Below are 23954 nucleotides of genomic sequence, written 5' to 3' on the forward strand. Positions count from 1 at the left end.
CAGTAACTATTGTTACATTACACTATTTTTTAGCTAAAAATGTGGGTATTTTCGGCAAAAATCTCCCTGTATTCTTTTGATAATCTGCATATTCAGAAAAAAAGATGGCTAATTTCTTTTCTTCATACTTTGCTTTAAAATGAAAAAGTATGTAGATACTAAAAGATATTATTACTTTAAACGAAGAACACGTATATAATGCGTAGCCAAATACCACACATAATATTCCTGTATAAATTGGATGTCTAATAAATTTATAAAGCCCTGTTCGAATAAGTTTTGCATCTGTTCTGGGCGAAGGAAAAGGAGATAAACTGTCTCGAAGCTGAAACAAGGCATATGCAATAATAACCATCCCAATACCAAGTAATAAAAGTCCTAATATATATAATAAAGATGCACAATCGAAATTGATCACTTTAGGGTTTAAGAGATAGCATATAAATAATATCCCTTGAATAATAACATATACAAAATCCTTATAATCCAGTTTCATGAGTGCGGTTTTGAGTATTTTTAATACAATTAACTTACACTAAATTCTATATGAAAACTAATACTTCTGCATAAAAAGAAATCTGACTCCTCAGTGAAAAGTCAGATTTCATAAATTAATAATCAGAACGTTAAGCTTAGTTCTTCACCTTACAAGTATTAAGTCCAACGATTGAATATAACGGACAAATACTTACAAAGCCAGTCACTAAAAGTATTCCACCAAATGCTAATAAAACATAGGCTAATGTACCTCGAATAATCCCAAAATAATATAGTAATGCAATTGCTATTGCAACTATAAATCTTATGATCCTATCTGTATTTCCCATATTCTTTTTCATAGTATTATATTTTAATGAGCGTTTAGAAGTTCTATTAGAAGTGTAACTATTGTAATAATGCTTATACACAAAACACAAACTATCAAAAGTTTTACTCCCTTGTGTAACTTCATGTATTCACGAGTTATGATTATATTTCTATTTTTTTATCCATATTTACATTACAAACTTAGAGAAGCAGAAACACAAAAGCTGTGACAATTGTTACAACACAAACTATTTTATAATGGCTATCCAAAAATTACAAACCACCTTAGGAAATATTGATATCTACTTATTGGATCAAATACTTAAAGAACGATATCATAAAACCGATAAGATATTAGATGCAGGATGTGGAAGCGGAAGAAACTTGCATTGGTTTTACAATAATGAATACAATTTATACGCCGTAGATAAAGAAATAGAATCGATTGATTATATAAGAAGTGTGTATCCAAAATGGAGTAAAAAAATGGAGGTTTGCGATTTAGAACAACTAAAGTTTAAAAATGATTACTTCGATCATATTATTTGCAGTGCAGTTCTTCATTTTGCACATGATCTAACGCAATTCGAGGCTATGTTCTCTGAGCTTATAAGAGTACTGAAACCTTTTGGAACACTATTTATTCGTATGACTTCCGATATTGGAATAGAAGATAAAATAACTCCCATAAACGATGGAGTCTACCTTTTAGGCGATGAATCTTATCGTTTTTTACTAACTAGGGAAATATTGTCAAATCTTATGAAAAAACACTCATTGTCTTTCTTAGAACCACTAAAGTCTACAAATGTACACGACCTTAGATCTATGACCACATTGGTTTTACAAAAAAATCCTTCTTAATTAAGTGTAATCGACTATTTCTATTGCTCCTTGTTTTAGATGAATAAAACCTTCTTGTTCTAGTTTTTTGAGTAATCTGGATATTACTTCTCTTGAGGATCCTAAATCATAAGCGATTTGCTGATGCGTAGTATGTAATATTCTACGGTCTTTTAATTTCGCTTCTTTCTTTAAGTATTCTAGTAATCGTTTATCTTTTTTGGAAAAAGTGAGTATTTCAATCACTTGTAATAGTTCTTCGAACTTTAAATTAAACAGGTCATAGATAAATTCATTCCATTTCGGATACTTCTTTGCTATTGCAAGTGCTTGTTCTGCCGGAATGATGACTACTTCGGAATCCTCTTCGATGACTGCTTTTACCTGGCTAGTTTGGTTTTTGACTAATGTCGTAACAGACATCACACAGCTTTCTCCTGGTTTAATATAGTACAATAAAACTTCATTACCTTCTTCTGGTTCTTCCTTAAACACTTTAGCTAAACCAGAAATAAGTAATGGGATCACTTTTATGTATGATCCTTGTTTTAAGATAACCGTACCAGCTTCGAATCTATGAATCTGACTGATTTCAACAAGCTCTTTTTTTAATTCTGGCATTGTGGCCAGTCTCGGAAAATACCTATCTATAGCTTCTGAAATCAATCTGTTGGTTTTTTACTAAGGTAAGAATTCCTTCACTATCAAGCTAAGATTATCTTTTTGTGTTTTCGGTCCAAGCCTTATACCCTCCTTTAAAATCATAAACTTTTTCAAAACCCAAAGTAATCAATAATTTAGCCGCCCGGTGACTTCGCCAGCCAGAATAACAATAGATATAAACCGGCTCGTTCTTATTTAAGTTTTCAAATTTAGATGTAAAATTTTCTTTATCCGAAAAACTAATATTTACAGCATCATCTATAAAACCCTCTTGATACTCTTGGGGAGTACGGATATCTATAAACTGTACATTTTTTCCTAGCACTTCTTTTTGTATTACAGATATATCTATAACCACAACTTTTTCAGAGTGTATAGGATTAGAATCTTCTCCTGTATTGCTTGCATTTTGTTGTGCACAAGATGTAGAAACATACAATAGCAATAGAAAACTTAATATTCTTATCATAATCGTTATTAAAACTTCTTGAACCGTATTTGGCTAAAATAGGGATCTCTTCATTAGTATCAAGTAACAAAAGTTACACGATTTAAGCCTCTAAAATTTCAATACTATTTCGATTCAATTTGATAATACCTTCTTTTTCCATTTTTTTTAATAGTCTGGAAATGACAACACGAGAAGAATGAAGATCATAAGCAATCTGTTGATGCGTAGTACTTATAAGAGGATCATTACTAATCTTAGTTTTATCTTTTAGATACTTGAGTAATCGTTCATCCATTTTTAAAAATGCAATACTATCAATCGTTTCAATAGCTTCCATTAATCTCTTATGATAACTCTCGAACACAAAATTCCTCCAGGACTTATACTTCGTTGTCCATTCTTCCATTTTTTCTACTGGGATCATCACCAACTTAGAGTCCATTTCTGCAATTGCTTTGATTTCGCTCTTATGATGTCCAATGCAACAAGATAACGTCATTGCGCAAGTATCTCCTTTTTCTAAAAAATATAAAAGTAACTCATCTCCATCTTGATCTTCTCTCAAAATTTTAATAGCTCCATGAATGATTAACGGCATTGATTTGATATAGCTCCCAGATCGTATCAGTTCTGTGCCCTCATGAACTTCTTTGGCTATAGCTACCTTATTGATTTCTTCTAACAGCTCCTTTTCGAAAAGGTGCGAATAACTATTATTTAATTCCTCAATCACAATGATTAAAATAATTTTTGATTCTCAAAATAACGATCTAGTTGCTTTTTAGCTTCTTCATATCCGATTTCAAAAACCTGATCTAAATTACTTGTATTGAATACTCCATGATTACTTATTTTCTTTGGATGTATAATAATATCACATTTTGTCAACTTTGCTTCCGAATTAGGCATTGCACGTAAGTAATAGGCTCTTTGCATGACATTATGCGCATGCTTAAAATCCGTAATCTTTGGTTTTCTAATTGGAGAAACATCAATACCTATGATCATATCACATATATCCATAATAGGTGCTATCGGAAAATTATCCAAAATCCCTCCATCAGAATACAGATGTCCATCTATCATAACGGGAGAAAAAACACCTGGAAAAGCTGCCGATGCAAGTATTGGCTTTATCAATTCTCCAGTACTAAATACGCTTACCCGTCCTTCTACCAAATCTGTAGCTGTTACAAAAAGTTTCTTTTCTAAACTTTCGAATGTATTATCTACAAAATGATTTATAAGGTCATCATAATATTTCTCTGAATCCAAAAAACCAGGTTTTCTTCTTGTGAATCTATTGAGTTTAAAAACCGGTGTTTTGTTAAAAAAGTCTTTGATCCCAGGAACTGAATTTCCTGCAGCATACAATGCTCCTACTATTGCTCCTGCACTAGTTCCAGAAACAAAATTAGGAAATATACCAGCCTCTTCAATTGCTTTAATCGCACCTATGTGTGCTAAACCTCTGAAACCTCCTCCAGACAAAACCAAACCTATATTACTTGGAACTTTCATTTTACTTTTCTTGCAAAATATTGTTAGGATTCTAATTTAAAGTATTCCTGAAATACTACCTATTTATTTAGATAAATTTAAAGATACTATCCAGCGTATTTTAAGTATTATCCATCCGTCTTTCTAAAACAAAACAAAACTAGTTAATAAACAAACGTTAATCTTGTTTAATAATTTTTATAAAAAGTTAAACATTTTTTATCTTTATAAGAAAAATATGGAATTAATAGAGAAAGCATTGGAATTTGAAGGTAGAAAGATGAGTAATATGACTACCAGTGATAGAGTAAAAGCCTCTAGAGAAGCAAAGACATTGATTTTGGCAATCAACGAAATTTATAAAAAAACAAAGGATGCTAAATTGATGGATATTATGAAGCTGTTAACCGTAAAGAAAAAGAAAATTGAAAAACGCCTTAAAGGTGTTCCAACAGTATAAACCATTACTAATTACCAGCATAAGGAATAATCACAAATGTTATTAGAAACTACCTATAAAAATAAAAAAAATAAGGAGCTCATTAATGATCTGGTTGGAAAACCCTTTTCTATATTACAATCAATCAAAATGGGCGGCATTGGATCTAAACGAATGATCATAGAAGAAGTTAGCCCTAACTTGAGAAAGATCCTTAATTCAGTTTCTGATCTTAATTACGGCAATATCGAATTACGTCCGTATGGAATTTTGATCGCTATTACTAAAGGTTTACAAAATTACACTTGGGTTATTCCTTATTATCAATTTTATCTTTACAAAACTAACGGTATTAGCATACACGCACAGGGCAAATTTGTCCATTTCAGAAACAATCGTACACACAAGGAAAATGCGTTATTTTTTAAAAAGATGATCCGTTTAAAAACCGAATATGATCAGCAATATCCACATGTAGATTCTTTATAGATATTTTCTGAAATAGAATATTCTTGTATTTACGTATCTAAGAATCTTATGTAATGACCAAAGAGGGATTATGCTTCTTTTTCTTTTTATATTTTCTACCATACCATAACAACACTCCACTTACTGGTAAAGAGGCACAAAGTAAACTAGACAAAAACGCAATGATTTTACCTGCTAGTCCACCAATTGCCCCAATATGAATGTCATAATTCATACGAATTACCTTATCAGCAAAACTGGCATTTTTATATTTTCCATAAATACTTGGCGTTTCCATTTCTTTAAGCGTATACTGATCAAAGAATAGATAATCCATATTGTAATACAATCCTTTGGAATTACTTACCTCAACCAAAACAGAAGTGGTGTCATTTTCTGGATAGTGCAATTCAAAACTATGAGCATCTTCGTATTTTTTTTTCAAGATAGGAATCAATTGATCATAAGGGTAGCTAGATGCTATGGTTGATGCTATGACTTGCTCACTTTCTGGGATCACAAACCTTGGATCATTAGAACCTCCCGAAGCCTTATAAGCAATGAAATAAAACCAATTAAATGCCATGACACATCCAGTAAATGCCAGTATCAATCCAAAGGAGGATACATAAAAGCCTACAACGGTATGTAGATCAAAATTCTTACGCTTCCATCTAGTATTTTTATTCCAATCAAATCGTAATCTTTGTCGCCAATTTTTCTTGTTTCTTGGCCACCAAAGGATAAGTCCGCTGATAATAATAACTAGAAATAGTAAAACGGAATAGGATACTACTCTAGAGCCGATCGCATCTGGTAACCATAATCGTAAGTGACCTTTTAGGACAAAGCCAAAAAAACCTGCATCATTATCTACTCTTTTGATAAACGCTCCTGAATAAGGATTCAGATACACACTCTGATAAAATACTTCTGGTTCTGATTCGTAAAACACCACCTCTATTGCTTCATCTGGTTGGCCGTATACAACTCCATGAATAGTTCTATTCGGTATAATTTTTTCAGCTATCTTCTTGATCTCAGATGCTACCAAAAAATCTTGATCCTGAACGTTTACATATTTATAATCGTCATAAAAGCTTTCTATTTCTTCTTTAAAAACCCATAAACAACCGGTAATAGAAACAACAAAAAGCACCAGACCTGTTGTTAGTCCAAGTATTTTATGGATTTGTAATATTCTCTTTCTCCTGTTATTTTTCTTTTTATTAGTCATTTATAGATGAATGAAATCATACTGGATAGCTAAAAAACGATAACTAGTTATTGGGGTTTTTAAAAAGGTTTGCAAACAAAACATAGTTACCTTCAAAGACAATCTATCGAAACCTAAAAACACTATTATTCGGATAGTTGTCTTAACATTAATGCACATACATTTCTTAGTACCCAGTACGAATCACAGTTGAGTTAATTAGTTACTTATTTTAAATATTCCTTTAAGTCCAAGACCTAAAACTTTTGCTCCTTGCGTAGCGGTAGCCGTTTCTGGATCCACGATATATACATACGTCTCTGTATCGGTAGAGCTACTGATATACGCTTTTCCATCTTCTACAAACATTGGAGAAGTATAACGATGACCATGTGTTGGTACTCCAGCTACATCAGTAACCGTCTGATTTACCAAATCAATAACTACCATTTTGAAAACATCTTTCTTAAAAAATGCTCCCCATTCTCCGGCTCCATTGGTATCATCTAGAATAATTCTTGCAATTGCTTTTCCGTTACCTACATAGTCCATCCAGAATATCTTTCCTCCATTAACAGCTTCTTCTACATTGAAGAAATAATCCGAATCGAATTCTGTTTCTCCATTTTTAATTCTTAAAATACCAGAAGGTTTTGAAGCTGCTGTAAAACCAGCACTCAATGCAGAAGTTGAAAAAGAATAGATATCTCCATTTTCTGTTTGCTCGATTCCTGTACTATGACCATTAACACCGATTGGGCTCGTTCTATCATCCTCGATTATCTTTTCTAATTCGAATGCTGGATAGCTATATACCGCCACATAAGCACGATCCACATCTGGAGTAATAAATGATCCATCTGCTAACCATTTATGATATGAAACAAATAACTTCCCATCTCTAAGCACCATTCCTGTAACCCAAGGAATAGATCCTGGATTTGTTGCAGTTCCATCACCCATATCAATATCTATTGGATGCTCTTTTATTTCTTCTAAAAGTCCTGTCTCTGCATTTACGATGTGAAAACGCTTATCTGAAAGCCCACCATAGGTAAGTTCTACAGCAATTAACGTATTATCATCTATGGCAGCATAATTATCTAGTGTTGACTGAAAAGCAAAATTTGCTTTTTCTACCAAATCTCCATTTTCATCTAGCTGATATGCGATACATTTATCATCATCAGAATATCCTGCTGTAAAAACAGTATTACCAGCTCCATGAAAAAATCTCCATCCTCTTAAAGGGATTCCTTGTCCTTCTACAGAAATTTCTCCAGTAGTTAAAGACTCTAAAGAAGGTAATTCCAAAATATAATCTACAGGACTCGCATCACCTACAGGAAATGCTTCAAATCCCACTACATATTTTGATACAGCTACTGGATCCGGATCTGGATCAGTAATCGTACCTCCATTATCATCACTACTACAAGAAGTAGCAATCATAGCAATTGCTACGACTAGCATTGCACTTTGTATCCATTTTATTGTTTTCATTGTATATGATTTTGATGTTTAAAAATTATTTTAGTTTGATATATAGTATCGTAGTTTCACGTAGAAAGCTCTTCCAGGTTGCTGAATCTCGAAATTGTCGTAGATCTTAGCATCTGTGATGTTTCTTGTCAGTACCGATAGGTTATACCTGCCATCTTTGAAAGAATATCCCAACTCTAAATTATGTGACAGTTGCTCCGGAATAATATCTCTATCCTCTGGATTCCCTTCTACAAAAGAAGTAAGTGGGTATTCATGCACGTAGTATGTATTCCATGAGATATTGAATTGATCTTTTGTAGCAAATACGTTTTTGAATCTACCTCCTATTCGAGCATTGCCGAATAGATAAGGGATATTGGCGATACGTTGATTTTTTAAAAAATCAACACCTGCATTTTCTCCCGCGTTTTGATCAATAATGTTTTGGTAAGTAGCGTTGAGATCTAAAAAGAAAAAATTATTATACAGCATTCTAATTTCTCCTTCAATTCCCGTACTTCTGGCATCAGCAGTATTATAATATCTCGAGAAGATACCTTCAGATCTTATGGCAATAAAATTTTTAGCATCTCTAAAAAAGATATTACTATCCAACTGGAGCTTGAGTTTATTAATTTCTGTATTAAAAAGAGCACCTAGATTGACATTGTAACTTTCTTCTGGTAATAATGTAGGGTTAGACTTTAATAAAAATCCATCTCCAAAAACTTCATATCCTTCAGGAATTCTAAATGTTCGTTCAAAAGAACCTTTGATCTGAAAATCAGGTACAATCTTAAAAGTCGTTGCTAAACCGTATCCTAACTCTTCAAACGTATTTTCAAATTTGGCAAAGCGTTCTTCCTCAGTACTGGCAAAAAGATCCTCTACAATTCCTTCTGAATTCAGGAGATATCCTTTAGAAAAAATGGCTGTTTTCCATCTATTTTCTAGTAAATTGAAATCATAAGAAAGCCCTACAATATTTTTATTTACAATGTGAGGATCTTGAAATGCTATTCTTCCTGTTCGTGCTTCGTCCTCTCCTTTACGTCTTATATAATTCTTGGTGTAATTAAGACTTACGGAATGATTATCACTTAAATTATAACTAGCTAAAGCATTTATCAAATGAAGATTATCTTTAAACTCGAATAAGGTTTTACTAGCTTCAAATTCTCCTAAAGTTTGATCACCGCGTTCAATAAAATTTCCAAACCAATCGTACTTTCTTGATGAAGTATCTACCACTTTCTCTCTATTTCTAGTAATGGATCCGTAGATTTTTAACCTCAACCTATCTTTAAGAAGATTGTTTTTTTCATACTCAATAGATCCAGAAACAATATCATTTTCTGAGAACACCTCTCCAAATGGGTTTTGTGGATCTATAGGATGTTGTATTTCATTTTCATTAGCTGAAGCAGTAAATCCCAAGATCAATCGATCTGCAAATGATTTTTCTAACATTCCGGTCTTAACCGTAATCATCTGAGAATTATAGGCATCATGAAATCGTTCTACGTCATCACGTCTAATTCCTGTATCATTACCTAATTCGTCTCTTACTTCGATATCATCAATCGTATAATTATTATCAGAATGGTTATAAAAAGATGATAGCTGAAACATCCATCCTTTTTTACTGTAATGTTGCGCATTAATTGTTGCTCGATGCGTGTTGAAAGAACCAACATCATACGATACATCAAGAAAATCCTTTCTTCTTCTATTGGTTATAATATTTACAGCACCACCTAAGGCGTCAGCTCCTAAATGAATAGGAACAACACCTTTATAAATTTCTGCTCTTTCTATCAGAGTGGCAGAAAAATTATTTAATGATAAAGAACTTCCGAAATTTTCAATGGGAATTCCATCTATAAAGAATTTTACCTGTTTTCCTGACAAACCATTTAATGAAAAATCAAAAGCTGAACCTAAACCACCACGTTGTCGCACATTAACACCAGGGATCGTAGTTAAAATCGAATTGATATCCGCGCTAGTGTTTTTAAGCTCCTTAATTTCAATCACTTCTACTTCAAAAGCCTTTTCTTTTGCTTTCTGACCCGCAGTTTTAGACTTAACAATGACATCGTTAAGCTCTTCTATGTTTTCCTTTAGAACAATACGAATAAATCTTTCTTCATTAGCATCAACTCTTACCTCTAATAAGTTTGTTTCAAAACCAATAAAACTAGTCTGTAAAGTATAATAACCCTCTGGAATCGACAGATTAAATTTCCCATCAAAATTAGTGGTAGTACCAATATTATTTAACTCCAAAACACGTATAGAAGCTTCGGGTATTGGTTGGGATTTTTCATCTATGACCACTCCCTTAAGTAATGCTTGACTTTGACAACAAAGTGTAACCAAAAGCATTAAAAAGACATTAATTTTTCTTTTTAAAATAACCACTGACTGTAACGATTTTTTATCTATTTTAGCGACCCAAATAATAACTATTTATAATTAGTCTAAATAAATTTAGAATGCAAAATTAGGATCTAAGGGAAGAGAAAAATGACGCATTATGGATAAAAAAAGACGTAAAAATAATTTGACTTATAAAGAGATGGACAATGCTCAAAAAACGAATACTTTATATACTGTTTCTGAGCTTATAAACACCTATGATCGCTGCGGAATTAGCTCTAAAAAATTTCAGTTTTTAAAGGACTATGGTGTTGGGTATTTTCTAAAACATAAATTTGAAGGATTATCTATCACAATTTTTGATGTTTTATTTGAAAAGGACTTGCACATCGAAGGTGCTACTTCAAGCGATTTTTTAGAAATGTCTTTTTTGATTGAAGGAGAACAAATCATCAAAATCTACGGTATATCAAAAGATCTAATCTATGAAAGTCAAGAATGTTATCTATTGTATTTAGAACATATAAAAGGAAGTGTTTCCTATCACAAAAGGAAACGATTGAAAGAAGTTAAAGTAAGAATGAGCAAAGAGTTTATCAAAAGACATCGATTAGATGAAGAATACAATATTCTGGAAACACACTCTTTATTAAAACTAAAAGAGAATTTTTTAAAACCATTATGCTCCAAAACCCAGAACATTCTTACCGAAATTTTAATAGACAAACGAAACGGATTATTAAAGCGGTTATTTCTTGAATCCAAGGTACTAGAACTTGTTGCCTTAAAACTGGAAGACACTTCTAGGAAATCTAAAACTAATCACATTACTGCTACCGATCATATTGTTAAAAAGCTTTATAATATTCAGCATTTGATCAGCTCCGATCTGTCTAAGCAATACTCTATTCATGACTTATCGAGACAAGTAGGCATTAATGATTTCATTCTTAAAAAAGAATTTAAAGAACTGTTTGGTAAAACAATCTTTGAATATGCTACGGAATTAAGAATGAATAGGGCTCGACAATTACTACTTCATAGCAAAAAACCGATCTACGAGATTTCAGAATTAGTAGGGTATAAAAACTCTACTCATTTTACCGCTGCTTTCAAAAAAATAGAAGGCATGACCCCTAAAAAATATCGAACAAAATTATCTTCTGAAAATAATTTATCTTAACTATTATTCTATCCTTACACTTTTCCTAAATCACTAACTTTCTACCGATAATTTTCGTTTAAAGAAATACCTATTAGATGTAAGACTTTTTTTCAATTTGATAAAAATGAAATGTATCATAAATGTTAGCCCTATAAACAATGGCATTAATAGAATTGTATCCAATTCATTCATACTTTGAAAACCAAAAAATATCATCCCCCAACAAATTAAAACCCATTGAATCACATATAATGAGGTAACATGCTTACTACAATAATAAAAGGTTCTATATACCCAATTGTTTTTAGTTTTTGCAAGCAACCAATGAAATAAAGACAATACCGCAAAGTTCCATCCTGCAAGGTAAATAACACCTCCTGGTCCTAAATGGAAAAAATCATTGAAATGATACTCTTCACTTATAAACACTAAAGGCGCTCCAACGAGTATGCAGATGATACCGCCTATAAACATTCTCTTAAATAACTTATTTTGATCATAGTCCATTTCTATATACCATTGTCCAAAAAACATTCCTAATAGTATAAATGAAATCCAAGGAAATACAGAGAAATACACCCAGTATCCATCACTCCACAACAATTGAGTAATATAGCTTAATCCTACTATTCCTGATTGAAATCCTCTTAATTCTACAGATAAAAAAGCAATTATAATAGTCAATCCTAAAATCAAAAATTTATTTTTAAAATAAGCTCTTACAAATGCCAATATCAATAAGGATATTCCTGCTAATTGTAAGATATCACCTGTTAGTAAGAGATACACATATTTTTCAATATCCAAGGGATTTTCCCATCCATATGCAGCTATAAAACTGTCTGGCACAAGTCCAATCAAAATGGGAACGAGAAACTTTAGAAAATTCATTAAATAAGCTACTCCAAGAATTAATATTCCACGTTTCACTGCACTTTGAATACTCTGATTTCTAGAGATCATAAAAGACACACCCATCGTTATTAGAAAAACTGGTGTACCTCTTCCTACAAAATGAATAAAATGCCCTAAAAAAGTATCTGACTGAACATTTTGTTGTGCATGAATCCATAAGGTATGTACCATTATCATGGCAATTACACTAAATCCTCTCCCAAAATCAATAGCTAAAATCCTATTGTTTTGTAGTGTCACTTGTGATGTCTTTTTTTGTAGTTCCATGTTAGTTTGTTTGGATTTCTATTAAAATTTTAAATTTTAAATACATTAAAATGGGTTACACTATAGCAACTTCTTCTTTGTCTCTTAAGTGATCCATGTTTTTAAACTTTACTATGGGGTTTTCTAAGGTTCCTTCTAAGATTAAACTTGCCATTGGATCTGCAAGATTTAGCATTTGTTGCGTGTTTTTAAGCTGTAATCTATTGAGACAACACCTATCAAATTCTGGCACAAAGAGATCATACCTATCAAATTTGGATTGTAATTCTGGATGCTCTTCTTGATAAGAATGAATACATAATGCAACTTCTTTCCAAAAATCTTCTTCCGCAAATGATATCTCTTTTTCCAAAATAGGAGCCAAAAACCTAAAAAAGCAATCAAATACATCTGTAAAAATGCTAAGCACTTTCATCTTATCAGAAGTTTCTGTATACAATCGTTTTACTTTTTTTGGTAACTCTAATTCTGGATTAAAAACAATAACTTCTTCTGTGATATCTTTCATCAAAATTTTTACAGGAAGATGATTTTCTAATACCATAATAATGTTTTCGCCATGAGGCATAAAAACGAAACCATACTTATAAAAACAGTGTAATAAAGGAGACAGATAAGCGCTTAAATATTTTCTGACCCAAAGGTTAACCTCACAAGAAGCAGCGTTGATCAATGCAACAATTAAAGAGTTACCAAGCGAATCCTTATGAAGTAACGCTGCCATAGTCATTAATTGTTGATTCTCGTGTATTTTACTATGAGGACTTTCTCGCCATAAAGCAGATAACATTTTATTATGGGCATTTGTTTTGCCTAATAGTTCATAATAGGTATTTTGAAAACCTACAGTAGCTACTTCACCTAGCATTGTGAAACCCTGTTTTTCTAAATATTGGTCTTTCTCCAACAAATCAGTTATCCAAGTGGTTATATGCGGTGTGCTTTGCATGTAAGAAGGCGAAAGTCCACGCATAAACCCCATATTTAAGATAGATAAGGCCGTTTTGGTATACATCTTTTCAGGATTACTTTTATTATACAATGTTCTGATGGATTGTTGTGCAGAAAAATAATCCTCACCTTCACCCAAAAACACCAAATTTTGATTTGCTATATCTGCCGCAAATACATGAAGTATCTTATTATTCCATTGCCATGGATGCACAGGAATAAAAATGTAAGAGCTTGTCTCTAATCCTAAAGACTCTAATTTGGTATTAAATTTTGCTATTAATTGTATTCCAAGTTCTTCCTTTATAAAAGTTTTATATTCGTATGAATCTACAGAGGTAAAAGTAGTTTTACTCTTATGTCCTGCTACCCAATAAATTTTAAAAGGTGTATCTGCTTCTGGAGTATACTGTAGATAATCCTGATGATCAAAACCTATTCTACCATTATTAGCTACAAAACAAGGGTGGCCTTCTGTCATCGCATGTTCGATAACTTGAAAGGAATTATTGACCAATTCTTTAGCAGAAAAAGTACTATTCACTTCTTTATAAGCAGCACTAGAAAGTGTACTAGAGATTTCTTCTAAGTATACTGATAATAAATGTTTTGGTATTTCCAAAGTATATACAAAGTCTACTACAAATTTTAATGCATCAATAGGCACTGATTTATGATTTACTTTTTTTATGATGGATTCCGCATCAATATCCCAATGATCTAGTGCGTATATTTTGGCTTTAAATTCATAAACAATAGATGGATTATCAGCTTGCAGTTGATAGGTATTAAGTTGACTATGATTAGTTTGCTTAACTGGTTTTAAAAGTAATTCGTGGGCAAATTCACTAATCGCTTTGGCCACTAAAGCGCTGTTTACTTTGGTCCAAGTAGTTGGATTAAGGTGAGTATCTGAGGTTTCTAGTTGGTTGGTATGTAAGTTGGTCATTGGATTATTATTTTCGTGCAGAGCTTTTTTCGCTATTTTATAATCTTCGGCTTCGCAAAAAGCTAAGGCGGCAGTTTTTTCAGGCAATTCTATTTCTTTTTGATAAACAAACCCTGCTTTCTTATTAAGCCTATGAATCTTTTCATTTCTGACATCTGGTTCCACAACTACTCTTTCCACTTCGGGTAATTGAAAAAAATATTCAAGCACCGTACTAAAAACATTCCAGGTAAATCCTGTAATCTTTTCTTCTGAGGGCGCAACCAAAATGTGCATCCCATAATCTGTGTCTTTAACAGCATAATGTTCTGCAACTCGATCGGTAGATGCCTTGTATTTTTCCATTAAAAAGATGGGAACTCCATTGTAAACACCTACAAATACATCATAATCCTTTCTGGAAACCAGTGTTTCATATTCCGACTGAACTTCAGCCAATGTACTATCCAGCATTCCCCAATACTTGGCATAGGGATTCGTTACCCATTGATGGATCGTATTAATGTCGCTATCAAAATCTAAATAACGTAGATGTATAGTTCCAAAATTTTCTATCGTCCTAGAGAACACGATATTTTGAATGGTTCCTATATTGTTCATAATATAAAGTGAATTATGAGATGACATTAACTAAATCTTTTCTATAGGCTGCAATTGGATTTTTCAATTTACCAGCAAACTGAAGTAAAGCAACAGGATCATCTAAATCAATCATCTGTTTATGATTGTTTAGTTGTAATCTGTTCAAACAGGATAAATGAAACTCTGGTGCAAATAAGTCGTATTGCTGAAACTTTGCTTCTTTTTCTGGATAACGGTCTTGATATTCCTGAATTACCTGAGCAACAACTTTCCAAAATTCTGTTTCCTCGAAATCCGCATGTGCTTCTAATATTTGTGACATAAACCTGAAAAAACCATCGAATATATCTGTAAAAACAGATAATAGTTTCACGTCTTCTGGTACTGGAGCGTACATGCGTTTTAGATGGTCTGGTAGTATTACATCTGGACTTAAAATGCAAGCCTCTTCGGTAATATCTTTTAAAAATGCTTTTACAGGAATATGATCTTCTAAAACCATGATAATATTCTCTCCATGTGGCATAAACACCAAATCGAAATGATAAAAGCAATGTAAAAGTGGGCTCAAATACGCTTTCAAATACTTTTCTAGCCATCCTCCGATTGACAATCCAGACTTTTGAATAATCTTTGGCAGTAATGCTTCCCCTATGTGATCGATATGCAGGAAAGCCGCCATAGTCATAGCCTGTTGTTTTTCTGTAATATTTGCCGCTGGACTTTCTCGCCAAAGCGATGCTAACATTTTATTGTAATCATTGTGTGGTCCAAATTCTTCGAAATAAGGATTCACATAACTTACAGAGGCAATTTCGCTGAGCATTCTAAAACCTGTTTCCTGAATATATGGATCTTCATATAACAACTCTTCTAACCAAACTGCCATTTTAGGAGCTGTACCCAAATAATATAAAGGAAGTCCTCTCATGAATCCCATGTTTAAAATGGAAAGTGCTGTTTTGGTATAGAACTTTTTGGGATTGGTATTATTAAATAAGGTTCTAATGGATTGCTGTGCTAGATATTGATCTGGACCGTATCCTAAACAAATTAAATTTCCTGTTGCAATCTCTGGTGAAAATATATTGGCTAACTTATTAAACCATTGCCAAGGGTGCATCGGAATGAAGAAATAGTCTTCTGGATCAAAACCTTTGTTTTGTATTGTTTCTTTAAATACTCGGATGGTATCCGCATCTAACTCTTGTTGTATTAGAGTTTCGTAGGGTAATGCGTGTATGCCTGCATACACCGCTCTACTTTTATGACCTGCTAACCAAAGTAATGAAAAAGAATTTCCAGCTTCAGGAGCGTACGACCTAAAATCACTACTATCAAAACCAATACGCCCATTATTAGCGACAAAACCAGGATGCCCCTCGGTCATGGACTGTTCGATAGTTTGAAAATCTGAGGTAGCAAGCTCCTCTGAAGTTGGATTTCCTTTTAAAAATTTAAATGCGCTTCCGTACAGCGTACTTATGATTTCTTCAAGATATACTGGCATTTGAGTATCTTTTATACCCAACTGTTTTCTAAATTCTTTAATAAACAGAATACCATCGATACTAACAGATTCGCTCTCATTGTATTTTTTAATGGACTCTGAACGGATCCAAAGGTGATTTAATGCGAGTGGTTTTGCATTAAACTGGTATTGTATGGTAGGATTATCTGTTTTTAATATATAACTATTCCAGCCATTTTCTAACTGTTCTAAAACAACAGGTTGTATCAAAAGTTCATGGCTAAATTCTGTAATGGCTTTCGTTACAAAAAGAGTATTCACTTTATTCCATACTTCTGGTTGTAAGTGAGCTATTGATTGTTGGGGTGAAACGGCATTGTCTAGTGTATTCATAGCACTTCTCTTATTTATTTTTGAAATTGACTTCATTTTGTCAAATGATTCCCTTGTTAAAAATGCGAGTTGCGCAGTTTTGTTTGGGAGTTCAATAATTTTATCTAACTGAAAACCTATGCGCTGGCATAGGGCAAACATCTTTTTATTACGGATATCAGGTTCTACTAGTATTCTGTCAACGTTGGGGTCTTTAAAAACAAACTCCATGATGGCAGTGAACAAATACCAAGTAAAATTTGGAATCTTAACATATGGCGGAGCCACAATAATATGAATCCCGCAGTCCCCATGTTGTGATGGATATAACGTATGTATGATATCTTCTTTAGGGTTATATCGTTCTAATACAAAGATTGGTTTCCCTTGAAATACACCTACAAAGACATCATAATGTTCTGGTTCCATCAATCGAGCATATTCTTGCCTTACTTGTTGTAGTGTATATCCTTGCATTCCCCAAAAAAATGCATAATCCATATTTACCCATTCTTGAAGAGTTTCTGAATCTTCAGATAACCAAAAGGGTCTTATATCGATAGTTCCAAAATCGGAAAAGAACTTTGAGTAAATGCTGTGATATGAATGCTGAATATGGTTTTCTAATTTTTCCATTTAGAATATCTTATGATTTTAGGAGTAATTCAGAAGTCCGTTTTACACCTGTTTTAAAAATGAAATAGTACAATAATAAGGTAATCACAAAACCACCAAGCGCTACTATAAATGGGATTTGTAATCCGTTATATTCTACTAATAGACCTACAGAAAAAGAAGACAGTAATACGCCCAAATTTTGAAAAAAGTGAACTTTACTGTAGTCCATAGCATAAGAATCTGGTGTACTAAATTCAAAAAGCAATACATCGAATTTTACCACACCTTGAAAAATAGCCCAACCATAAATAATTCTACCGACAATTGTGGTAGTCGTATCAGGAATTCCTTGTAACAAAAGTCCAAGAATACCAAGCATTAATATTGGAATTATTGCTCCAAATTTGTTTTCTAATTGCTTTCCTTTTGTATTAATCCATAAAGCGATTAGGGCTACAAATCCGGGTATCGCATACATCACTCCCGAAATCAATTTGGAACTATATTCAGATATACTTTCCCAATAGGCTACAAAAAATGGTCTTATCAAAAAGTCACTGAAATATAGAACCATCGTAATGATTCCTATTTTTAATATAAATCCTTTTGGGATTACCTTCTTTTTAGTTTCTGTATTAGTATTTTCTGGATCAGAAATTTTGGTAGTGTTATATTTTTTACTTCTTAAAAGAAAAGCACTCATACCCATTTGGATAAAATCTCCAAGTGCCATAATTAAAAATATATAACTCGCATTTATAAAATCTACTGTAGCTCCACCAATAACAGCTCCTAATATCCCGCCCAGATGCACCACTACTGATAATATCCCAATCGTAGTTGGATGTTCTGTTTTTGAAATAATTTTAAGGATATACGGATAGACTAATAAATAACTTCCCTTAAAAAGCACCATCACTAATGAGATGATCCAGAAATTGACGTAAGAATCAGTTGCATAACAACAGAGTGCCAAAATTCCAGCAATACATTGGGTATATACTAGAATATGAAGCTCTGCTACTCTTTTAGAAACATATGCCCAGAACGGAAATGCAATCATCACCATAAAACAAATCGCTGCAAAATAATATCCTACCAGCTCTGGATTTTTAACTCCAAACCGAGCTTCAAAAAACTGTGGATAAAACGGATGCAACAAATAATCACTTACTACAGCTACCAATGTCATTATGATTAAGAAATTCTTCATCTAATTATACATTAGGATAACAATGATCTTTCCATCATAATTTCTTCATCTTCCGTTACTTCGAACTGCTGAAATGCGATACGTTTTTCAATCGGGTAATAATCTGTACCAGTCAGTTCCTTGATGATATAGGAATTACGATACGCAGCCATACCTAAATCTGGAGTAACAAAACCATGAGTATGTAGTTCTGCATTTTGCACAAAGATTTCGCTTGCTTGGTGATCAATAGCATAATTACGATGTACACCATATCTTCCTTGTTCATCCCATCGAATTCGATCCTTAATACCATCTATAAATTGTGGTAATTGATACTGATATCCTGTCGCGAGTACTAATCCTTCTGTAGTATGTTTATAGTACTTATCCTGTTCGTGTTGATGTATTTCTACATAAAATTTGTTTAATGTATCATCAAAAACAGCACTTTTTAACTCAGAATTAGTACGTAGATTGATGTTAATATTACCTTCTACAACTCTTTTGGTATAGATCATATCAAAAATAGCTGCAATAAGATCCTGATTGATTCCTTTATATAAGTGTTTTTGATTTTTAATCAATTGATTCCGCTTAGCACCTGATAGATTATAGAAATAATCCACATACTCCGGAGAAGTCATTTCTAAGGTTAATTTGGAATATTCCAACGGGAAAAATCTAGGCGATCTTGTAATCCAATTTAATTCATAACCTTTATCATCAATTTCCTGTAATAAATCATAAAAAATCTCAGCTGCACTCTGCCCACTGCCTACAACCGTTATCGATTTTTTGGACTGTAACTTTTCTTTATTTGGAAGATATGCACTAGAATGAATCGCTTCATTTTTTAAAGTCTTACAGCAATCTGGTACATAAGGACTAGTGCCCGTACCTAATACGATTCTTTTGGTTTTGAAAACTTTTCTACCGTTTGTCTTTGCGCATTTAGAAAATACGGTATAACATTTTTCTTTTTCGCTATATGCAATTTCTAATACTTCTGTTGAAAACTGAACATTCGATAATTTACCTATCGCCCATTGACAATATTGATTGTATTCTTTTCGTAACAACAAAAAGTTTTCACGAATATAAAACGAGTAGATTCTACCCTGCTCTTTGATATAATTAAGAAAACTAAAAGGATTGGTTGGATCTGCTAAGGTTACCAAATCTGCCATAAAAGGAATCTGCAATGTAGTATCCTGAAGCATCATTCCTGGATGCCAATCAAATTGTTCTTTTTTATCAAGAAACAAACCATCCAATTCAGAAATAGGAGCTGTTAAACAAGCTAATCCTAAATTCATGGGCCCTACTCCAACTGCTATAAAATCAAATATCTTTTCTTCTCTTTTCATGATACTTTTTAAATTAATGATGACTTTTCTGTTAGGTAACTCAGTCCTGTTTCCTTAATCATTTTAATGATATACAACAGATCATCAATGGTGCTTTTCGGATTTAATAATGTAAACTTCAAATATATTTTCTGGTCAAACTTTGTACTTGCTACAGAAGCCTGACCTGATTTAAATAAGGTGTTTTTTATATATAAATTGATGGTATCATGAACATGATCTGACTCTATTTTAGTATCCTTAAATCTAAATACCAATGTGCTTAGTTCTGGTTTATGGACAAGCTCAAAATATGGGTCATCCTTAATACTGTAATAGAGATCGAGTGCCAGATAATGTACTTTTTCTAGAAAAGCTCCAATGTTTTTCTCGCCTGTCATCTTTAGGGTAAACCAGAGTTTCAGCGCATCAAATCTTCTAGTTGTTTGAATAGACTTTTCTATCAGATTTGGACATTCCAAATCTCTATGTTCTAATGGGTTTAGATAATCTGCGTAGTAAGAAACATATTTAAAATATTTCGTGTCATTTACTAAAAAGGCACTGGAACAAACTGGCTGAAACATGGTTTTATGAAAATCTATAGTTACAGAATTTGCATGTTCTATTCCCTTTAGAAGATGGCGATGCGTTTCAGTTAACACATAACTACCACCATAGGCTCCATCTACATGAAACCATATGTCATATTCTTTGGCAATTTTAGCAATGATATCAATCGGGTCAAAACTTCCAAAATCAGTAGTTCCTACTGTTGCTACAACTGCTACAGGTATATTTCCTAATTGTTTTTCCTTTTCAATTGCCTGTACTAATGCTTCTGGTTTCATCTTCATTTTCTCATCAGTACTCACTGGAATTACTGCGTCATATCCCATTCCCATTAATGCAGCATTCTTTTTAATGCTAAAATGTGCTTTATCCGAACAAAAAAATCGAAACTTAGATACCTCATCTGACCAGCCATTCTCTTTTAGATTCAGTCCAAAATGCCTAAAAGCATAATCATCTCTAGCTATCAATAATGCCATAAAATTGGATTGTGTACCTCCACTAGTAAACACTCCGTCTGATGTAGAAGGTAAATTCATTTTATTACAAATCCATCGAATCATTTCCTGTTCTATATAAGTTGCGGAAATACTCTGATCCCAGGTTTCAATTGCAGTATTTACTGAAGAAGCTATCAAATCGCCAACTAAGGCAGGTAGCAAGACAGGACAATTTAAATGTGCTACATAACTTGGATGATGAAAGGCAATGGTATGATCTAAATACAATTCCTTGATTTCTTCTAATGCCTGAGTGATCGAAAGTGTTTCATTATTATCAGAAGACAACAAGTGTTTTTTTTCCTCAAAATCACATATTTCTCCCGGATAAAAATGATCTCTATCCAAGAAAGACATTACGTATTGTAAAGCCTTATGAATATAATTTTCGTAAGTATATTTCGATTGCGCATCGAAAAAATGATCAACTTTTTGATCAACGGTCAAGTTCGTTTGAGTATCGAATAACATTATTATTTTTATTTGATCTAAATAAGTTTTACAAATGTAGATGCAAACAAAAATATATTTATGACGTATCTAGGATAAAAAAAGACGTAGTTAGTATATGAGGGAGTTTTTCATTACCATACTTCTATTTATCAACGCATTAAATCGTTTACAGAAGTAAAAGTTATTGCTAGGTAGATATACTAAAACAATATTTCCCTTAGTATCAATCCATTTCTAATATTATCCAAACTAACATTAACTACTTGATGGATTCATTAAAATCAATCTATACTTATTTTACTGCCTTTTCAAATGCTTCAGCACCTCCAACAATAGGAATGGTAATAGATGTTTTATCGATATCAATGGTAAGTTCTGTTCCTGGTTCTGGCAATAAAGTAAACTGACTATCACTAGAAAAAATCATGAATCCAATTTGCTGTCCCTTTTTAATGATTTGATCATCTGGTTGTAGTTCAAAAGACAATTCATAAAATGCTCCTGGCTTAAGAGGTTCACTATCCGTTAAGGATTTATGATTTTGCGGATCTGCCCAACCACGGGTAATGATATTATTTGTAATTTTTCTAGTTTTCTTTTTCCATGGGAGGGATACCAACCAAACAGAAAGATTTGCCGCTTCTTTACTACTAGCAAGTTTTATGTTTACTTTACAAGTTCCAGATATGTGAATATCTTCTTTTAGTATTGGCGTTGTATATAGTAAACGGTGATTAGATGATGGTATCATTGCTAACGAATCCCCAGAGAAATTATAGTTATCAATTAACTTTTCCAAGCCTTGTTTACTTGGTTTAGTCGCACTTAACATACCAGTTTCTTTACCTCCAGCATTTGGAAAAAAGGTTACATCCATAGCTTCAGGATTAGGATATTCTTTATAGGGTGTTGGTTTATCCTGTGGATCGTTTTCTCTAACAATCCAGGCGCGTGCATCTTTTTCGACTTCATTTTCTACTCCATGTAAATATCTAGTAAACCATTTATTCATCATCGTCATTGGTGGTGGACCGCCATGTCCATTCTGATGATAATAGATCTGAGAAGGAATTCCCATTTCTTTTGCTTTCTTATAGATTCTATAACTATGTTCTGGCATTACATTCCAATCATTAAAACCATGTGACATTAATAGTGCAGCTTTCATAGGTTTCATATGATTTAAGTAATCTCTGCCAGCCCAAAAATCATTATAATCACCTGTTATTCTATCCATCCCATTTTTCATCTCCGTATCTCGCACTGTCTTATTATTATAAGGACGTTTCGATTCATCTCCACTATGAATAAAATCATATAATACATCAATATCTTCTCCTAAATACCCACCTGGAGAACGTACTAATCCATTAGATCTGTAGTAATGATAATAAGAAGTATTAGGTGCAACAGGAATAATAGCTTCTAAACCTTTTACTCCCGTAGTTGCCGCTGCTAAAGGAATCGTTCCGTTATAAGAAGTTCCTGTCATTCCAACTTTTCCTGTAGACCAATATGCCTTTATCTTTTTTCCTCCTAATGGCTCTGTAAATCCATCAATGCGACCGCATAACCAATCAATCACAGCTTTTGGGGCTAAGGATTCGTTATCTCCTCCTACGGTAGGAGCTCCTTGTGATAATCCTGTTCCTGGAGAAGAAGAATGTACTACAATATATCCTCTTGGAACCCATTTATGAATATGTGAATTGGAAATGATTGGTCTTTGTCCTCTTCTTACAACCTCTACATGCGTTCTTGGCTTTGGCTGCGCTCCAAGTTCATGCTGTACATCCCAAAACAACCCTTCTGCATTAGCAGCTACTCCTGCAAAATAAGGACTAGACACATAAATAACAGGCAACTTTAATCCTTCTTCTTCCGTTTGATATGGACGTGTTACCGAGACATGCATTCTATCTAAGGCTCCATCACCGTCGGTATCAAATTCTGTAGGCACCCATAAATCATGACGAATCCACTTTCCAGGATTATTAAAAGCTTCTACAATTTGTGCTTCGCCGTCTTTAAATACAGGAACCGCTTTTTCTTGTGCAGTTATGAGTGTTACTAGGAATAGAAATACTATAAGAAAACGAGTATTATTTTTATGAGTCATTACAATTGAGATTTGTTACTACGATCATCTCTAGTCAGATGTAAAAGATTTCCATACAGAAATGGCAATCTAATTTTAGTATATAACAAATATAGAATACAAATATGATTTTTTCCTTTTCTAAAGAAAAAAGGAGAAAATTGTTCTATTTAAAAAAACCTACAACTGCATTGTAGGCTTTTCAATTCTCATGAACCAAACCCCTATAATTCACTTAAATCTAT

The 23954-nt window shown here is 33.0% G+C and carries 20 protein-coding genes; 4 read left to right on the forward strand and 16 right to left on the reverse strand.

Features of this window, described 5'->3' with window-relative positions; genetic code table 11:
* Window positions 1-22: 22 nt before the first annotated feature.
* Together Q1A73_RS05760 and Q1A73_RS05765 are read right to left on the reverse strand one after the other, a co-directional pair.
* Window positions 23-496, reverse strand: coding sequence for an isoprenylcysteine carboxylmethyltransferase family protein (locus tag Q1A73_RS05760; protein WP_299602817.1), 474 nt, complete (start codon window positions 494-496; stop codon window positions 23-25).
* Between the two features lie 136 nt (window positions 497-632).
* A complete protein-coding gene (locus Q1A73_RS05765; protein ID WP_366141424.1) occupies window positions 633-908 on the reverse strand; it encodes a DUF2892 domain-containing protein in 276 nt (91 codons plus the stop codon).
* A gap of 157 nt (window positions 909-1065) precedes the next feature.
* Here Q1A73_RS05765 and Q1A73_RS05770 point away from each other — a divergent pair, with 157 nt between their 5' ends.
* Window positions 1066-1671: a class I SAM-dependent methyltransferase gene (locus tag Q1A73_RS05770; protein ID WP_299602819.1), complete on the forward strand. Its 606-nt coding sequence runs from the start codon at window positions 1066-1068 to the stop codon at window positions 1669-1671.
* On the opposite strand, the gene Q1A73_RS05775 is transcribed toward Q1A73_RS05770, so the two are convergent.
* From Q1A73_RS05775 to Q1A73_RS05790, 4 genes are all read right to left on the reverse strand, one after another.
* Entirely contained in the window at window positions 1672-2316 is a 645-nt protein-coding gene (locus tag Q1A73_RS05775) for a Crp/Fnr family transcriptional regulator (protein ID WP_299602820.1), read from the reverse strand. It lies immediately after the preceding gene.
* A 49-nt stretch (window positions 2317-2365) separates the two neighbouring features.
* Window positions 2366-2782 (reverse strand): rhodanese-like domain-containing protein, encoded by a 417-nt coding sequence (locus Q1A73_RS05780; RefSeq protein WP_299602822.1) that lies wholly within the window; start codon window positions 2780-2782, stop codon window positions 2366-2368.
* An 82-nt stretch (window positions 2783-2864) separates the two neighbouring features.
* Window positions 2865-3497 carry a Crp/Fnr family transcriptional regulator gene (locus Q1A73_RS05785; protein WP_299602824.1) on the reverse strand — a complete coding sequence of 211 codons (633 nt, stop codon included), beginning with the start codon at window positions 3495-3497 and terminating at the stop codon, window positions 2865-2867.
* A 5-nt stretch (window positions 3498-3502) separates the two neighbouring features.
* Window positions 3503-4285 (reverse strand): patatin-like phospholipase family protein, encoded by a 783-nt coding sequence (locus tag Q1A73_RS05790; protein ID WP_299602825.1) that lies wholly within the window; start codon window positions 4283-4285, stop codon window positions 3503-3505.
* 217 nt (window positions 4286-4502) lie between these two features.
* On the opposite strand from Q1A73_RS05790, the gene Q1A73_RS05795 reads away from it, so the two are divergent.
* Complete coding sequence (locus Q1A73_RS05795; protein WP_299602827.1) at window positions 4503-4724, forward strand: hypothetical protein; 222 nt, start codon at window positions 4503-4505, stop codon at window positions 4722-4724.
* A 36-nt stretch (window positions 4725-4760) separates the two neighbouring features.
* Complete coding sequence (locus Q1A73_RS05800; RefSeq protein WP_299602829.1) at window positions 4761-5192, forward strand: hypothetical protein; 432 nt, start codon at window positions 4761-4763, stop codon at window positions 5190-5192.
* A gap of 46 nt (window positions 5193-5238) precedes the next feature.
* Here the strand turns inward: Q1A73_RS05800 and Q1A73_RS05805 are convergent, their stop codons facing one another.
* The 3 genes from Q1A73_RS05805 to Q1A73_RS05815 form a co-directional block, all read right to left on the reverse strand.
* On the reverse strand, window positions 5239-6408 hold the full coding sequence (locus Q1A73_RS05805; protein ID WP_299602831.1) for a PepSY-associated TM helix domain-containing protein: 1170 nt from the start codon (window positions 6406-6408) through the stop codon (window positions 5239-5241).
* Window positions 6409-6606: 198 nt separating this feature from the next.
* On the reverse strand, window positions 6607-7890 hold the full coding sequence (locus tag Q1A73_RS05810; protein ID WP_299602833.1) for a DUF4374 domain-containing protein: 1284 nt from the start codon (window positions 7888-7890) through the stop codon (window positions 6607-6609).
* Window positions 7891-7920: 30 nt separating this feature from the next.
* Complete coding sequence (locus tag Q1A73_RS05815) at window positions 7921-10296, reverse strand: TonB-dependent receptor (RefSeq protein ID WP_299602835.1); 2376 nt, start codon at window positions 10294-10296, stop codon at window positions 7921-7923.
* Between the two features lie 115 nt (window positions 10297-10411).
* Here Q1A73_RS05815 and Q1A73_RS05820 point away from each other — a divergent pair, with 115 nt between their 5' ends.
* Window positions 10412-11437 carry an AraC family transcriptional regulator gene (locus tag Q1A73_RS05820; RefSeq protein ID WP_299602837.1) on the forward strand — a complete coding sequence of 342 codons (1026 nt, stop codon included), beginning with the start codon at window positions 10412-10414 and terminating at the stop codon, window positions 11435-11437.
* A 33-nt stretch (window positions 11438-11470) separates the two neighbouring features.
* On the opposite strand, the gene Q1A73_RS05825 is transcribed toward Q1A73_RS05820, so the two are convergent.
* The 7 genes from Q1A73_RS05825 to Q1A73_RS05855 form a co-directional block, all read right to left on the reverse strand.
* Window positions 11471-12601: a heparan-alpha-glucosaminide N-acetyltransferase domain-containing protein gene (locus tag Q1A73_RS05825; RefSeq protein WP_299602839.1), complete on the reverse strand. Its 1131-nt coding sequence runs from the start codon at window positions 12599-12601 to the stop codon at window positions 11471-11473.
* A gap of 55 nt (window positions 12602-12656) precedes the next feature.
* On the reverse strand, window positions 12657-15101 hold the full coding sequence (locus Q1A73_RS05830; RefSeq protein WP_299602841.1) for a GNAT family N-acetyltransferase: 2445 nt from the start codon (window positions 15099-15101) through the stop codon (window positions 12657-12659).
* A gap of 13 nt (window positions 15102-15114) precedes the next feature.
* Window positions 15115-17562, reverse strand: coding sequence for a GNAT family N-acetyltransferase (locus Q1A73_RS05835; protein WP_299602843.1), 2448 nt, complete (start codon window positions 17560-17562; stop codon window positions 15115-15117).
* A gap of 10 nt (window positions 17563-17572) precedes the next feature.
* Window positions 17573-18757 carry an MFS transporter gene (locus tag Q1A73_RS05840; protein ID WP_299602845.1) on the reverse strand — a complete coding sequence of 395 codons (1185 nt, stop codon included), beginning with the start codon at window positions 18755-18757 and terminating at the stop codon, window positions 17573-17575.
* A gap of 11 nt (window positions 18758-18768) precedes the next feature.
* The gene (locus tag Q1A73_RS05845) at window positions 18769-20106 is read right to left on the reverse strand and encodes a lysine N(6)-hydroxylase/L-ornithine N(5)-oxygenase family protein (RefSeq protein ID WP_299602847.1); all 1338 of its coding nucleotides are present in this window, start codon (window positions 20104-20106) and stop codon (window positions 18769-18771) included.
* Window positions 20107-20114: 8 nt separating this feature from the next.
* A complete protein-coding gene (locus Q1A73_RS05850; protein WP_299602849.1) occupies window positions 20115-21629 on the reverse strand; it encodes an aspartate aminotransferase family protein in 1515 nt (504 codons plus the stop codon).
* A gap of 274 nt (window positions 21630-21903) precedes the next feature.
* Window positions 21904-23730 (reverse strand): Xaa-Pro dipeptidyl-peptidase, encoded by a 1827-nt coding sequence (locus tag Q1A73_RS05855; RefSeq protein ID WP_299602850.1) that lies wholly within the window; start codon window positions 23728-23730, stop codon window positions 21904-21906.
* Window positions 23731-23954: the final 224 nt, after the last annotated feature.

The organism is uncultured Aquimarina sp. (genome assembly GCF_947492115.1).
In the GTDB taxonomy this organism is placed as follows: Bacteria; Bacteroidota; Bacteroidia; order Flavobacteriales; family Flavobacteriaceae; genus Aquimarina.

Excerpts from the sequence above, each read along its gene's own strand:
- Q1A73_RS05760 (WP_299602817.1), bottom strand. The coding sequence starts at position 496 with ATGAAACTGGATTATAAGGATTTTGTATATGTTATTATTCAAGGGATA.
- Q1A73_RS05770 (WP_299602819.1), top strand. The coding sequence starts at position 1,066 with ATGGCTATCCAAAAATTACAAACCACCTTAGGAAATATTGATATCTAC.
- Q1A73_RS05780 (WP_299602822.1), bottom strand. The coding sequence starts at position 2,782 with ATGATAAGAATATTAAGTTTTCTATTGCTATTGTATGTTTCTACATCT.
- Q1A73_RS05790 (WP_299602825.1), bottom strand. The coding sequence starts at position 4,285 with ATGAAAGTTCCAAGTAATATAGGTTTGGTTTTGTCTGGAGGAGGTTTC.
- Q1A73_RS05795 (WP_299602827.1), top strand. The coding sequence starts at position 4,503 with ATGGAATTAATAGAGAAAGCATTGGAATTTGAAGGTAGAAAGATGAGT.
- Q1A73_RS05800 (WP_299602829.1), top strand. The coding sequence starts at position 4,761 with ATGTTATTAGAAACTACCTATAAAAATAAAAAAAATAAGGAGCTCATT.
- Q1A73_RS05805 (WP_299602831.1), bottom strand. The coding sequence starts at position 6,408 with ATGACTAATAAAAAGAAAAATAACAGGAGAAAGAGAATATTACAAATC.
- Q1A73_RS05810 (WP_299602833.1), bottom strand. The coding sequence starts at position 7,890 with ATGAAAACAATAAAATGGATACAAAGTGCAATGCTAGTCGTAGCAATT.
- Q1A73_RS05820 (WP_299602837.1), top strand. The coding sequence starts at position 10,412 with ATGGATAAAAAAAGACGTAAAAATAATTTGACTTATAAAGAGATGGAC.
- Q1A73_RS05825 (WP_299602839.1), bottom strand. The coding sequence starts at position 12,601 with ATGGAACTACAAAAAAAGACATCACAAGTGACACTACAAAACAATAGG.
- Q1A73_RS05830 (WP_299602841.1), bottom strand. The coding sequence starts at position 15,101 with ATGAACAATATAGGAACCATTCAAAATATCGTGTTCTCTAGGACGATA.
- Q1A73_RS05835 (WP_299602843.1), bottom strand. The coding sequence starts at position 17,562 with ATGGAAAAATTAGAAAACCATATTCAGCATTCATATCACAGCATTTAC.
- Q1A73_RS05840 (WP_299602845.1), bottom strand. The coding sequence starts at position 18,757 with ATGAAGAATTTCTTAATCATAATGACATTGGTAGCTGTAGTAAGTGAT.
- Q1A73_RS05845 (WP_299602847.1), bottom strand. The coding sequence starts at position 20,106 with ATGAAAAGAGAAGAAAAGATATTTGATTTTATAGCAGTTGGAGTAGGG.
- Q1A73_RS05850 (WP_299602849.1), bottom strand. The coding sequence starts at position 21,629 with ATGTTATTCGATACTCAAACGAACTTGACCGTTGATCAAAAAGTTGAT.
- Q1A73_RS05855 (WP_299602850.1), bottom strand. The coding sequence starts at position 23,730 with ATGACTCATAAAAATAATACTCGTTTTCTTATAGTATTTCTATTCCTA.